Annotated in this window: 17 protein-coding genes; 11 read left to right on the top strand and 6 right to left on the bottom strand. The window is 64.4% G+C overall.

Annotated features, from left to right (window positions below; translation table 11 throughout):
- From galE to P9230_RS31695, 3 genes are all read right to left on the bottom strand, one after another.
- Positions 1-1121, bottom strand: a 1121-nt coding sequence (gene galE, locus P9230_RS31705; protein ID WP_347404016.1) for a UDP-glucose 4-epimerase GalE, incomplete at its 3' end; no start/stop codon positions are given.
- The gene (locus P9230_RS31700) at positions 1118-2179 is read right to left on the bottom strand and encodes a UDP-glucuronic acid decarboxylase family protein (RefSeq protein WP_127847262.1); all 1062 of its coding nucleotides are present in this window, start codon (positions 2177-2179) and stop codon (positions 1118-1120) included. The genes galE and P9230_RS31700, both read right to left, overlap by 4 nt.
- Before the next feature lie 781 nt (positions 2180-2960).
- Positions 2961-3428 carry a carboxymuconolactone decarboxylase family protein gene (locus P9230_RS31695; protein WP_278121734.1) on the bottom strand — a complete coding sequence of 156 codons (468 nt, stop codon included), beginning with the start codon at positions 3426-3428 and terminating at the stop codon, positions 2961-2963.
- A 136-nt stretch (positions 3429-3564) separates the two neighbouring features.
- On the opposite strand from P9230_RS31695, the gene P9230_RS31690 reads away from it, so the two are divergent.
- The 3 genes from P9230_RS31690 to P9230_RS31680 are packed head-to-tail and all read left to right on the top strand — an operon-like array spanning position 3565 to position 5701.
- On the top strand, positions 3565-4209 hold the full coding sequence (locus tag P9230_RS31690) for a TetR/AcrR family transcriptional regulator (protein ID WP_245457309.1): 645 nt from the start codon (positions 3565-3567) through the stop codon (positions 4207-4209).
- A gap of 12 nt (positions 4210-4221) precedes the next feature.
- Positions 4222-4845 (top strand): hypothetical protein, encoded by a 624-nt coding sequence (locus P9230_RS31685; protein ID WP_278121732.1) that lies wholly within the window; start codon positions 4222-4224, stop codon positions 4843-4845.
- A gap of 7 nt (positions 4846-4852) precedes the next feature.
- A complete protein-coding gene (locus P9230_RS31680; protein ID WP_278121729.1) occupies positions 4853-5701 on the top strand; it encodes a 23S rRNA (adenine(2030)-N(6))-methyltransferase RlmJ in 849 nt (282 codons plus the stop codon).
- 24 nt (positions 5702-5725) lie between these two features.
- On the opposite strand, the gene P9230_RS31675 is transcribed toward P9230_RS31680, so the two are convergent.
- Positions 5726-6610 (bottom strand): helix-turn-helix domain-containing protein, encoded by an 885-nt coding sequence (locus P9230_RS31675; protein WP_245479171.1) that lies wholly within the window; start codon positions 6608-6610, stop codon positions 5726-5728.
- Between the two features lie 53 nt (positions 6611-6663).
- Between P9230_RS31675 and P9230_RS31670 the strand changes: the two genes are divergently transcribed.
- The 5 genes from P9230_RS31670 (at position 6664) to P9230_RS31650 (ending at position 9650) form a co-directional block, all read left to right on the top strand.
- Positions 6664-7086 (top strand): VOC family protein, encoded by a 423-nt coding sequence (locus P9230_RS31670; protein WP_127217095.1) that lies wholly within the window; start codon positions 6664-6666, stop codon positions 7084-7086.
- A 24-nt stretch (positions 7087-7110) separates the two neighbouring features.
- Entirely contained in the window at positions 7111-7473 is a 363-nt protein-coding gene (locus tag P9230_RS31665; RefSeq protein ID WP_278111945.1) for a DoxX family protein, read from the top strand.
- A gap of 110 nt (positions 7474-7583) precedes the next feature.
- A complete protein-coding gene (locus P9230_RS31660) occupies positions 7584-8036 on the top strand; it encodes a hypothetical protein (RefSeq protein WP_278121727.1) in 453 nt (150 codons plus the stop codon).
- A 202-nt stretch (positions 8037-8238) separates the two neighbouring features.
- Positions 8239-8817: a TetR/AcrR family transcriptional regulator gene (locus tag P9230_RS31655; protein WP_067330359.1), complete on the top strand. Its 579-nt coding sequence runs from the start codon at positions 8239-8241 to the stop codon at positions 8815-8817.
- The gene (locus P9230_RS31650; RefSeq protein WP_278121725.1) at positions 8814-9650 is read left to right on the top strand and encodes a DMT family transporter; all 837 of its coding nucleotides are present in this window, start codon (positions 8814-8816) and stop codon (positions 9648-9650) included. The genes P9230_RS31655 and P9230_RS31650 overlap by 4 nt, the downstream gene beginning before the upstream one ends.
- Positions 9651-9670: 20 nt before the next feature.
- Here P9230_RS31650 and P9230_RS31645 read toward each other — a convergent pair whose 3' ends face one another.
- Positions 9671-10264 carry a TetR/AcrR family transcriptional regulator gene (locus P9230_RS31645; RefSeq protein ID WP_067330364.1) on the bottom strand — a complete coding sequence of 198 codons (594 nt, stop codon included), beginning with the start codon at positions 10262-10264 and terminating at the stop codon, positions 9671-9673.
- 245 nt (positions 10265-10509) lie between these two features.
- Positions 10510-10839, bottom strand: coding sequence for a hypothetical protein (locus tag P9230_RS31640; RefSeq protein WP_278121723.1), 330 nt, complete (start codon positions 10837-10839; stop codon positions 10510-10512).
- Positions 10840-10945: 106 nt separating this feature from the next.
- Here P9230_RS31640 and P9230_RS31635 point away from each other — a divergent pair, with 106 nt between their 5' ends.
- From P9230_RS31635 to P9230_RS31625, 3 genes are all read left to right on the top strand, one after another.
- Positions 10946-11296, top strand: a complete 351-nt coding sequence (locus tag P9230_RS31635) for a hypothetical protein (protein ID WP_066995775.1) — start codon at positions 10946-10948, stop codon at positions 11294-11296.
- 257 nt (positions 11297-11553) lie between these two features.
- A complete protein-coding gene (locus tag P9230_RS31630) occupies positions 11554-11994 on the top strand; it encodes a GNAT family N-acetyltransferase (RefSeq protein WP_278121721.1) in 441 nt (146 codons plus the stop codon).
- Positions 11995-12120: 126 nt separating this feature from the next.
- Complete coding sequence (locus P9230_RS31625) at positions 12121-12717, top strand: glutathione S-transferase (RefSeq protein WP_095800053.1); 597 nt, start codon at positions 12121-12123, stop codon at positions 12715-12717.
- Positions 12718-12777: the final 60 nt, after the last annotated feature.

Raw genomic sequence — 12777 nt, 5'->3', positions numbered from 1 at the left:
CCCCCCCCCCCCCCCCCTCTACACACCGCCCCCACCCCCCGCGGGGCGGGGGGGGTTTTTCCCGGGGGGGGGGGGGGGGGGGGCGCGGGGGCGGGGGCCGAGACGCCGGCGGACGCTTTGAAAACCTTCGGCTTCAGGGCCGGTCGGAGCCCGAAGAAGGGCGCTGCCGTCCTGACGATGGTGTCTAGATCGGAAAGTTCCGCCACAAAGCCCAATTGCTCTTGTGCTAGGCTGGGATCGGCGAACAGCCCGGCCGGGTCGCCGGGCCGGCGCGGTTTATAGGCGACCGGGACCGTCCGGCCGGTGACGCGGCCGACGGCCTCGAGGATCTCCTTTATCGAGATGCCTCGGCCGGTGCCGAGATTGACGGACAGGCTGTCGCCGCCGGCCTCGAGATGCATCAATGCCATGAGATGCGCGCGCGCGAGGTCGCTGACGTGGATGTAGTCTCGCACGCATGTGCCGTCCGCCGTCTCGTAATCGGCGCCGAAGACCTCGATCGCCTCGATCATGCCGGACGCCGCCATCAGCACCCTCGGAATGAGGTGGGTTTCGGGTGTATGCCACTCGCCAAGCTCGCCTTCGGGATCGGCGCCGCAGGCGTTGAAGTAGCGAAGGATCGCGTATCTCGTTCCATAGGCAGCGGCATAGTCCCTGATGATTTCTTCGCCCATCAGCTTGCTGCGGCCATAGGGGCTGATCGGCTTCTGCGGCGAGGCCTCGCTCACCGGCAATGCTTCCGGCACGCCATAGGTCGCGCAGCTCGAGGAAAAGATCACCTTGTCGATGCCGCTTGCCCGCGCGGCGTCCAGTACGGCGATGGTGCCGCCGACATTGGTCGCATAGTAATCCGCCGGCGCGCTGACCGACTCGCCGACATAGGCAAGGGCGGCGAAATGGATGATCGCCTGTGGTCTGTGAGTCTCGATCGCCCGCCGCAACGCTTCGGGGTCGCGGATGTCGCCGACGACCAGCGGCCCCCAGGCGACGGCTTTCTCGTTGCCGCGGCTCAAATTGTCGTAGACCACCGGCAAGTAGCCCGCCGCCGACAGCAGCTTGCAGGCATGGCTACCGATGAAGCCGGCGCCACCCGTCACCAGAACGGGGCGCCGGGTCATCATGCCGTTGCCTCCCTGGCGGTTGATGCCTGGACCCTGCGCGGGGCGATGAACCGGCGTCCGCCCAGGACGGCGTCGAAATAGGCAGTGGTGTGGGCGAGGCCTTCGCTCAGCGCAACCTTCGGCTCCCAGCCGAGATGCTGCCTGGCAAACGAGATATCGGGCTTGCGCTGCCTGGGGTCGTCGACCGGCAGCGGCCGGTGCACGATGCGCGAGCGTGAATTCGTATAGTCGATGACCAGCTCGGCCAATTCCATGACGGTGAACTCGACGGGGTTGCCGAGATTGACCGGGTGCTGGGGGGCCACGCCGGCGTTCATCAGGCGCACGAAGCCTTCGATCAGGTCGTCGACGAAGCAGAAGGAGCGCGTCTGCGCGCCGCTGCCGTAGACGGTGATGTCGTCGCCGCGCAGCGCCTGGACGATGAAGTTCGACACCACGCGGCCGTCGTCGGGCCGCATGCGCGGACCGTAGGTGTTGAAGATGCGCGCGACGCGGACATCGATGCCGTATGTCCGCGAGTAGTCGAAGAACAGCGTCTCGGCTGAGCGCTTGCCCTCGTCGTAGCAGGAGCGCGGACCGTGCGTGTTGACATTGCCGAAGTAACCTTCGGGCTGCGGATGCACCAGCGGATCGCCATAGACCTCCGAAGTCGAGGCTTGGAAGATCTTGGCGTTGTGTCGCCGCGCGAGCTCCAGAAGGTTGATCGAGCCGAGCACGCTGGTCTTGAAGGTGTGGATCGGATCGGCCTGATAATGCGGCGGAGAAGCCGGGCAGGCGAGATTGTAGATCTCGTCGACAGCCAGGTCCGTCGGCAGTTCCTCGACGATGTCGTGCCTGATGCAGGTGAAAGTCGCGTCACGCGCTATCGCTGACAGGTTGTAGCGCTTGCCAGTGTGGAAATTGTCCAGCGCGATGACTTCATATCCATCGGCAAGCAGCCTTTGGCACAGATGAGAACCCAGAAATCCTGCTCCGCCGGCGACCAGCGCGCGTCCTTGATCGGCACGCCTCCGTCCCGGCCTGGTGTCCAGCTTCAGAACCTTGATGACCCTACCCATGGCGACCTCATACTCGCACACACCCACGCATCATCGTTCCGGGCCGGGGCAACAGCGTTGCCCGACCAGGTGAAATCATGGCGATCCCTCCGCATGCGCGGAGTCGCCAGAAACGTGTGTTTTGTCTGAGTAAGCGGGGTCGTTGCCGTACGGCTTTATGTGCTGCCGCTCAGCGTCCCTTTGCCCCTAAGTCGCGATCCACGAACATGGTTGCCACCAACGCGGACTGCTCGCCCAAATTGCACACCCAACGTATAGAAAGATATACCTGTGCGCGGCATAGTCAACTAATTTAGGGATTCGTTAACGTTACTCTTTTGCTGTTGGTTAACTGTAGGCGTAGGCAGGCGCGCCTTTTGCGTCATAAAAAGGGCGGTTCCGTCCGGTTTTCCCGCGGTAAACACCGCGTGCCGCGGTCTTCGCAAAACTCGTCGGAAGGCTCCAAGGTGAAGAACAAGGAACGCGTCTGGCGCCGTCTCTCGGGCTCTGGCATTTCTTGCGGCCGGTCTTTCGGGCTAGAAAATTGCGCAAGTATATCTTAGTTCGCCAACAGGTAGATCTGGCGAGCCTGTAGGCCCTGTCTGCGAAACGCGCTTTCCGAATTGATCGGGGCTAGCGGCCGTGGTGACGACGGCTCCGCAGCCGTGCTGTCCGGCACGCCGAGATGGCCTGCCGGCATCGCCACCACTCTGAGATGCATCAAAAAGGGGAGCACAAGGAGTAGCGCAGGTTGGACGACTGGACGCCGTGCATTCCTGTTTCTACTCCTCATAGCCTCTCCCTATTCTCCGCCCATCTCCTTCTTGAACTGGGCGAAGTCGACCAGCATGCCGTTGAAGATGGTGCTCCAGTGGCGGGTCAAGGCGGCCAAGGCGACTGCCTCCTGGATCTCCTCGTCGGTGGCGCCGGCGCGTTTGGCGTTCTCGGTGTCCGACCAGACACAATAATTGCAGGGGATTTGCGCCGCGACCGCCAGCGAGATCAGCGACTTCACCTTCGGCGGCAGCGCCGTCTTGTCGCTGAGCTCGATGGCCTTGACCTCGGCCCACGCGCCGGGCAGACCGGCTCTCGGGAACTGCTTCATGAAGCCAGGTACGCCCCCGATGGTCGACTGGATGTCCTTGATGGCGGCGTCATAGTCGTCGGCGCCGGCAGGCATGGTCAAGGCCGCGGTAAACGCGATAGCGGCGAGCAGCGAGGCTGAACGAAGGCAGGAGTGCGCGCTTGAGATGATGCGAATGACAGGCATGATGTTCTCCTCTGGTTTTTGTGAGCCTTACGGTGTAAGGTTATTTGGAACATGAACCTTACAGTGTAAGTTGTCAAGCGGCGCCATGGACTCACCGAGCAAGAAAATCCGAACCCGCGGAAAACTGTCCCGCGAAATGATCGAGGACGCGGCCTTTGAGGTGATCGAGCGGGAAGGGCTCTCCGGCTTCTCGATGCGCAAGCTCGCCGCCAGGCTCGGTTGCGAGGCGATGAGCATCTACCATCACTTTCCCTCGCAGGCGCATCTCTACGAGGCGCTGGTCGATCGCCAGATGAGCGGGCTCGTGATCCCCGATGACAGCCTTCCTTGGCGTGAGCGGGCGCGCATCGGTATGCAGGAATTCCGGCGTGTGGCGACGGAGCATCCGGCCTTCGCGCCGTTCATCGTCGTCTATCGCATGAACTCGCCGCCCTGCCTCGCCAAGTTGAACGCCATCATCGGCCTGTTCGAGGATGGCGGCTTCGGACCTGAGCTCAGCGCCCGTCTGTTCCGCGCCGCCGGTTATTATCTGATGGGCGCGATCCTCGACGAGACCGCCGGCTACGCCAAGGGGCCGTCGGCGGTCACCACGGTCAGCGACGAAGAATTGGCGCGCGACTATCCCAGTGTCGTGACGGCCGCGGCTTATTTTGGCACAAGCGGTTTCGACAAGACTTTCGAGCTTGGCCTGGAGATGTTTCTGGACGAGATGGAGCGGATTCGCGACGCTGCCCGGGACGAGGCCGCCAAAAGTGGCGATCGCGCCCGCAAGAAACTCTAACCAGGGCTTTCAATGCGCTTCCTCTCGGTTCTTGTCCTCATCGCCGGCGCTGCCATCGGGGTCTTCTATCCCTGGGCGGTGAGCAATTTCTCCGGCCATGCGATCGGCACCTGGCGCGTCTACGAGGGCGGCCGCTTCCGGCCGGCGACCGTACGGCTCGCTGCGCGCGACGCGCCTGTCCGCGTGCTGGTCGACCTCACCGCGCGTGCCGAGCGCGTCGCCTCGCAGCAGCACACGGTGCTGACGCTGACCGCGGCAAGCGGCGGCCGCACGGCGCTCGCCTCGACGCTCTCCTTCAACCACGCCGACAATCCACGCCAGGTGAGCCCGCAGCTGCCCGACAAGATCTTTCGCGACGAGGCCGGCGTGATAGAGACGGTCACGCCGGGCGCTTACGTCTTCACTGTCGGTCCGGGCGATGCGGACGGCATCGACATGCGCGCCGTCGACCTGATCTTGCGTGCCGGCACCGGCTCGGTCGACGAACGCGCGCAGCCGGCCGGTTACACGCTGATGGGCGTCGCCTTGGCTGGGCTGGTGCTTTCGCTGGTCTTTGGGCGTGGCAACAAGCCGCCGCAGAATCCCAACTCGCAGCCCCCGCCGCCGCGCTGGGGCCGCGGCGGTTCGCAAAGGTGAAGGCGGCATGAATTATCGCCACGCCTACCACGCCGGCAATTTCGCCGATGTCGTCAAGCACGCGGTGCTCAGCCGGCTGGTCGAGTATCTGAAGCAGAAGGACAAGGCCTTTCGCGTTATCGACACTCACGCCGGCATCGGCCGCTACGATCTCGCGTCGGTGGAGGCCGGCAAGACGGGTGAATGGCAGGGCGGCATCGGCCGGCTGTCCGAGGCCGCACTCGAGCCTCGGACGGCGGCGTTGCTTCAGACCTATCTGGAAGCGGTGCGCTTGGAAAATCCCGACGGCGGTCTCCGCCGCTATCCCGGCTCACCGCTGATCGTGCGCCATCTCCTGCGCAAGCAGGATCGGCTTACGGCGATCGAGTTGCATTCCGAGGACGCTGCGCGGCTCAAAGCCATCTTCGCCGGCGACATCCAGACCAGGGTGATCGAGCTCGACGGCTGGTTGGCGCTCGGCGCGCATCTGCCGCCGAAGGAAAAGCGCGGGCTCGTGCTTGTCGATCCGCCCTTCGAGGAGGAGGGCGAGTTCCAGCGTCTCGTCGAGAACCTGCGCCGAGCGCACCGGCGCTGGCCGGGCGGCATCTACGCGCTCTGGTATCCGATCAAGGATCGCAAGGCGGTCGCCGCCTTCCGCGCCGCGCTGAAGGAGACAGGCATTCCAAAACTGCTCGACATCGGCTTCGAGATCCGGCCTGCCTCGAGCGAACCGAGCCTCGACGGCAGCGGCCTTGTGGTGGTGAACCCGCCCTTCACGCTGGAGGCCGAATTGCGGGTGATGCTGCCGGCCTTGCATGGAGCGCTTGCCGTCGAACAGCCGTCGCGCTGGACGATCGAATGGCTGGCCGGTGAGTGAGACCGGGACCAGCCGAAGATTGAGCTACGCCAGCGCCGAGGGTGTCACGCCGGTCAGCCGCCGGGTTTCGCGGATCAGATGCGCCTGGTCGGCATAGCCGGCCTCGATGGCGAGCAGCGCGGTCGAGCCATCGCTATGCCGTCGCTGCAGGCGCCGGAAGCGGTGGAAGCGCAGGATGCGGTCGAGCGTCTTCGGACCATAGCCGAAAGCGTCCTCGAAACGCCGGCGCAGCGTCCGCTCGCTCATGTTGAGGCGGTTGAGCAGACAGGGAACCAGCGGCGTCTCCGGCGACAGGCCTTCATCAATGAGGTCGAAGGCCCTGCCCATCAGCGCATCGAGCGCATCGCGCCCCTCTGTATGCGCGCCGACTTCATTTTCCAACTGCCGCACCATGCCGGCGAGGTCGGGCGCGGCCTTGACGCGATCCGACAGTTCGCGGGCACGCGTACCCCATAAGTCCTGGAGGCTCAGCCGCCCGCCGACGATTTCGCCGGCCGGCACGCCGAGCCACCCGGCGGCCGCGCCCGGCCGGAAGCGGAAGCCGATGATCACCGACCCGGGGGAAAGGCGCTCGATCTGCGGCTCCTTGTCCGGTCCGGCCACGCGGAAGCGACCTTCGATCCATTGCAGATCGATCGTCGCGTCCGGCGTGACGACGATTGGGGGGACGTCCTGCTTCGCCATGCGATGCACCCAGACGGCGGAGAAGGCGCCGGCCAGGCCTCCCGGGGCGGGCCGTTCCCGAAAGAAGCCGGTGGTCTGCGCCAGGACCGCTTCCATATCTTCTCCGATCTGCTTCGGCGTGCTCTGGCGGGTCCGCTTCGGCCATTTTTGGCCGAAATCTTCAATGCGGGTCGCTTCCGCCGTGGCAAAACGGATGCAGCCTCTTGGCGCGTCCAGCGCCTTCACCGCGCCGCATCCGGTCGCGGATGTGGTGACGAATATAGAAGGGAGTGAGAGAAATGAAAGCTCGCATCACCGTCTTTACCCTTGGCGTCGACGATCTGGAGGCGTCGCTCAAATTCTATCGCGACGGCCTGGGCCTGCCGACCGAAGGCATCATCGGCCGCGAGTTCGAGCACGGCGCCGTCGCCTTCTTCGAGCTTGCCGGCGGCTTGAAATTCGCGATCTTCGAGCGCGCGAGCATCGCCCTCGACGCCACCGTGCCGCAGAGCAGCCGCAGTCCGACCGAGTTCACCATCGGCCACAACGTGTCGAGCGCGGCCGAGGTCGACGCTGCGATGGCCGAGGCCGTCAAGGCCGGCGCGCGCGTCGCCAAGCCGGCGCAAAAGACCTTCTGGGGCGGCTATGCCGGCTATTTCCAGGATCCCGACGATCATCTCTGGGAAGTCGTCTACAACCCCGCTTTCATCCCGAAGGATTGACCCGGAAGCCTGCAGGAGGTCGACATGTCGATCGATACCATTCAGGCGATAGACGCGCTTCTCATCGGCGGCGTGTTCGTCTTCGCCGGCATTGAGCACTTCGTGAAATTCAAGGCGATGTGCGAATATCTGGCGAGCCGGAAGTTTCCGGCTCCCGCTGTCATGCTGGCTGCCGGCTCAGCGCTCGAAGTCGTCGCCGGCCTGATGCTCGCGCTCGGCCGTGCCGTGCCTTTCGCCGCAGGTGCGCTTGTCCTGTTCACGCTGGCGACGAACGTCGCGCCGCTGCGCTTCTGGGAGTCCGAAGAGCCGGAGCGGCAGGTGCTGCGCAACGCCTTCCTGATCAACCTGGCCGTCGTCGGCGGACTGCTGGTGGCGGGAACCGTCTGACAGCCGGACCGCATCTGGAACGATGATTTGGGAAACCATTGTCTTCACAACCGCTTGACCGCCGCCAAGCGAATCCGCACAGTGCGCGCAACCGACCTTGAGAGGCTGTCATGACTCGCTTCGCCCATTCCGCCCTTGCCGCGCTGATTTCGCTTCTGACGCCGCTTGGCACGTCGCTTGGTTTCACCCAGGCAGCGCAGGCCGCCGACGTTGCCGTTTTAACCGAGGATGACGGCAGCGTCTGCGCCGAGGCCTGGGTGCTGAGCAAGATCACCGATCGGTTCAGCTATCAGGTTCATCATGTGCCGCACCTGCCGGATGTCGCGATCACCGATTTCCATAACATCCGCCTGCATCGTTATCTGCCGTCGAGCGAGAGATGGCCGATCGGCCGGCACTATTGCCGCGCCACCGTCAGCCTGTCGGACGGCCACGACCGCTCGATCTTCTACCTGATCGAGGAAGGCCAGGGCTTCGCCTCGATCGGCGACAATGTCGAGTTCTGCGTCTCCGGCTTTGACCGCTGGATGGTTTATAACGGCCGCTGCCGCGTGCTTCGGTAAGAAGCCGCCGATCCATTCCCCGGCCTGCGGCCTTCAGGCCGCAGGCCACTCAGTGCGGCCCGCCGACCGCATCAGTCCGATCGCGAATATTGTGAGCTTGCCGGCTATCGCCGGAAGCAAATCGGCTAATCGGCCGCCAATTGACAACTGTCGAACCGTTGCCTAAAAAGAGACAGACCTGTCTCATCACGCGGCAGCATAAATGCCCTCATCGCCCTCCGCCAAACGCCAGCATGTCGTCGACACCGCGTATTCGCTGTTCAAGCGCGACGGCTTCCACGCCACCGGCATCGACCGAATTATTGCCGAGGCCAACATCGCCAAGATGACGATGTACCGCCACTTCCCGGCGAAGGACGAGCTAATCGTCGCGGTGCTCGAGCACCGCGCGGCGCGTTTCGAACGCCAGCTCGACCGGCTGGCCGCGACGGCGGACACGGCGGAAGCGAAGATCTTAACGATACTGGACTGGCACGAACGCTGGTTTCGCGATCCGGACTTCCACGGCTGCCTGTTCGCGCACGCGCTCGCCGAGTTCGGCGATCCCGATCATCCGGTGTTCAAGGCAGCCAGCCGCCAGAAGAATGGTTTGCGGGCGCGCCTGCGCGCCATCCTGGAAGAAGAGATGCCGCCGGAGCGGGCCGAGGGCGTCGCCACGGCGCTGCTGATGCTGATCGAGGGCGCGACGCTGCTGGCCCAGATGGGGGAGGCTGATGCCGCCATCGCCAATGCGCGCAAGGCGGCTTCCGCCATCCTCGCCGGCGCGCAGGTCCCCCAATGAACGCGACGGTCGTTGGGCTCGCGCTGTCCGCGGCCATTTTGCATGCCAGCTGGAACGCCTTCCTACGGACCGGGGCCGACAGGCTGTGGACGGTCACGGTCATGAGCTTCTCGAGCACTGCCGCTGCTATTGTCCTGGCGCTCTTCCATCCGCTGCCGGCTGCGGCTGCCTGGCCCTATGTCGTGCTATCGGCCGTCCTTCAGGTCGGCTACAGCGTGTTCCTGGTTGCCGCCTACCGCTATGGCGAGCTCGGGCAGGTTTATCCGATCGTGCGCGGCAGCGTGCCGCTGCTGGTGGCGCTCGGCGGCTTCCTGCTGGCCGGCCAGCGGCTCGCCGCGCCGAAACTCATCGGCGTCGCGCTGGTCGCCTGCGGCATTATGGGTCTGTCAGTCGGGCGGGGCAGGGCCTCAGTGACATCGATCCTCTACGCGCTGGCCACCGGCGTCATCATCGCGGCCTATGCGACGGTCGACGCGATCGGCGTGCGCGTCGCCGGCGACAGCGCCGCCTACACCGCCTGGGTGCTGCTGATCTACGGTGCCCTGCTGCCGGCGGCTTTCGTCGGCCTGCGCGGCAGGCTCATTGTCGACCTGCGTGCGCCGGAAACACGCAAGGCCTTGAGCGGCGGCCTATTCGCGCTGCTGGCCTATGGCGCGGTGGTCGCCGCCTTCGCGCAGGGGCCAGCCGGGCCGATCACCGCCATCCGCGAGACCAGCGTCGTCTTCGCGGCCTTCATCGGCCGCTTCTTCCTCGGCGAGCAGTTGACGCCGCTCCGTATCGGAGCCTGTGCCGTCGTCGCGCTGGGCGCGATCTGCCTCGGCTATCGACCCTGACGGCGTCGGTATCGCGCTGGTCACGCTCGCGCGCCCTGGCCGGACAGATAGGCGCAGATCAGCTCGCCGAGCTGCTTCTGCAGCTCCGGCGCATCGAGCATGTTGCGGCGCGCCGCATTGTGGATCACGCCCTCGACGGCGGAGGAGAGCACGCGCGCCACGGTCTCGGTATTCTTCAGGCGCCGGCGGTATTGCGCGACGGCCGCCGCATAGTGCTCGAGATAGCGGGCTTGGAACGAGGCATGCGCGGCGCGCGAGCCGCGGTCGCCCGGCGTCTCGTCGAGCAGCACCTGATGCAACGTCGGGTGAATGCTGTGCGCGGCGATCATGCCGCGCACCAGCTCGCGCGCGAATTGCCTGAGCGGCTTCTCCTCGGCCGCGGCTTCGCGAATGACGGACAGCACATGGTCGAAGTGGCGGCGTCGGATGGCGTCGACCAGCGCAAGCTTGTCGGGGAAATATTGATAGAGCGACCCGATGCTCACGCCCGCGGTCTCGGCCACCTTGTTGGTGCTGAAGCCCGCCCAGCCGATCTCGCTTAGAACGCGGGCACCTGCTTCGATTATCGCCTCGACGGTGGCGACCGAGCGCGCCTGGCGCGGCTCCTTGCGCATGCGCGGGGCTGGCTTTGCAATGCGAGTAGACATCCCCAACCTGCCTCCCGAGAATATAACCAGAATACTCACATTTGGCCTGAGAGCAATTCCAGGAAAAGTGCGAAGCGGTTTTCCGTCCGGAATTGCGACCAAGGAAGAACAGCAATTCCAGGAAAAGTGCGCAACGGTTTTCTCCCCCCGAACTTGCGAGGACCATGGAACGGCGGAGTCCTCCACGCCGTCCGCAGCGGAGCCTGAGCGGATCAAGCTCTCCAGTGGCAGATCTTGAATGTGAGCGCAAAGCTCGCTTTTTGCCGCGCAAGCTTTGCCCTTTCGTCGGTTCGGTTCTGCTCCGCCTTGACTTGTAAATCTTTCCGCTGGACAAGATGAGGTGCTTTGTTTGGTGTGCGTTGTCCATTATGAGCAATAGGCTCACATTCTGCGCTCTGCGCGGCATCAAGATGTCTGGATGATCCGTCGATAGAGAGCATCGGGAATTCTCGACGGCGCAATTTCACTTCGACGGGCAAAGATTCTCTGTCGTTTTTTTCGTCGATGCCCTTGTCAACGCGTCTTGTGTAACCAAAATTCAATAACTGAAATTCATTGTGTTGCTTCGCTGGCTAGATAGCCGCGAGTCAGATATGCATGAGCACGCCGGGTCACTCACGACCTTGGGCAAAACGCAAGGGGCATCGCATGGCAAAGACGACAACCAAGGCGCCGGCGGCGAAAGCGCCGGCAAAGAAAGCGGCACCGAAGGCTGCCGCGAAACCTGCAGCAGCGAAGAAGGCAGCGGCACCGAAGGCAGCCGCCAAGGCTCCGGCCAAGGCAGCGGCAAAGCCTGCGGCGAAGGCTGCGGCTAAGCCGGCCGCGAAGGCGGCAGCCAAGCCCGCCGCCAAGGCGGCAGCGAAGCCCGCCGCCAAGAAGCCGGCAGCGAAGGCAGCGGCCAAGCCCGCCGCCAAGGCGCCGATGAAAGCAGCAGCCGCCAAGTCGACGGCAGCCGTGAAGAAGGCAGCGCCTGCCAAGAAGGCGCCGGCCAAGAAGTAATCGCGTAACTTCGCTCGCGAGCCTGAACAGGCGAGGGTGGGTGCCGTCGAGGCGCCCCTCTCGCCAGTTCGGCGTGACAGCGGGCGAAGTGGATCGGTAAAGGCCTGTCCTGAAAGCTCCTGGAAATTTGCCGCCCGGCAAACTTCCGGGAGCTTTTTTATTGCGCGACCGGCTCGCATCGTCACGATCCGTTCTGGTCCGGGCGATGTCGGCTGCTGCCGCACGTCGATCAGGTAGAAAGGGTTGATCATGGCTTTGTGGCTTGGAATTCGACGGGCAGGCGAGGCGATGCCGAAGCGGTAAGCCGGGTCATTGTTGCCGCTCTGCGGAAAAACAACGCCAGGGATTACGGGCCGGAAATCATCGCCCGCGTTGAGCAGAGCTTCAGCCCCTCGGCCGTGCTGCAACTTTTCAAGAAGCGCCAAGTCTTTGTCGCCGTTTGCGGCGACAAAATTGTCGGTACCGCGGGGCTGGACGGAACAACGGTTCGATCTGTGTTCGTCGATCCTGAATTTCAGGGACGCGGCGTCGGCAGCCGGCTGATGCTGGAGATCGAGGAAGCAGCGCGGGCAAACGGCGCGACGGTGCTGACGGTGCCGTCCTCGGTAACCGCGGAGCGATTTTATTTCAGACTTGGCTTCCGCTCCGGGACTGCTTCCACGACGACGAACGAACCATCATCATGGAGCGGTCCCTGAAGTAGCGGCGGCACGCGCCGCTCGAACAAGGTGCGGCCAACTGGCGGTAGGTTTTGGCGACGCTGGCCGTTGCTCTGGCAAGAGCATTCGGTCAACAGTGCGCGCGGACAATCAGGAACCCGATCCATGCCGAAGCTGCTCTACGCCTCCACCTCTCCTTATAGTTCGAAGGTCCGCATGGCCGCCGCCTATGCCGGCATCGCCATCGACCTCGTGCCGGTCAAGACGGAGGACAAGCCGGCGGAGCTGATCTCGGCCAATCCGCTGGGCAAGATCCCGGTGCTGGTGCTGGAGGACGGCCGCACGATCCACGACAGCCGGGCGATCACCCAGCATCTCAACCGGCTGTCGAAGAACGTGCTGTTCCCGCGCAACCCCGACAAGCGGCTCGAGGCCGAGGTGCTGGAGGCGCTGGCCGACGGCATCTGCGACTGCGCGCTGTCGATGGTCTATGAGCGGCGCACGCGCCCCGACGCCATGGTCTATCAGCCCTGGCTCGACCGTCAGTGGGCGAAGATCACCGCCGCGCTCGACCTGCTCAACGCCAACCCGCCGAAACTGCCCAAGAAGATCACCGCCGGCCAGCTGGCGCTGCGTGCCACCCTCGGCTATCTCGCGCTGCGTTTCGGCGGCCAGTGGGAAAAGGGCCGCGGCCGGCTTACACGTTGGGCCGCGCGCTTTGACGAAAAGTTTCCGGAACTGAAGGGCTGCGTGCCGGGGTAAACAGCTCATCTCCACCCTTGTGGGGGAGATCGGCAGCCTCGCCGCCGCGCCTCCCCATAT

Source organism: Mesorhizobium sp. WSM4887 (assembly GCF_029625865.1).
In the GTDB taxonomy this organism is placed as follows: domain Bacteria; phylum Pseudomonadota; class Alphaproteobacteria; order Rhizobiales; family Rhizobiaceae; genus Mesorhizobium.
This window is presented reverse-complemented; position numbering and strand designations above follow the sequence as displayed.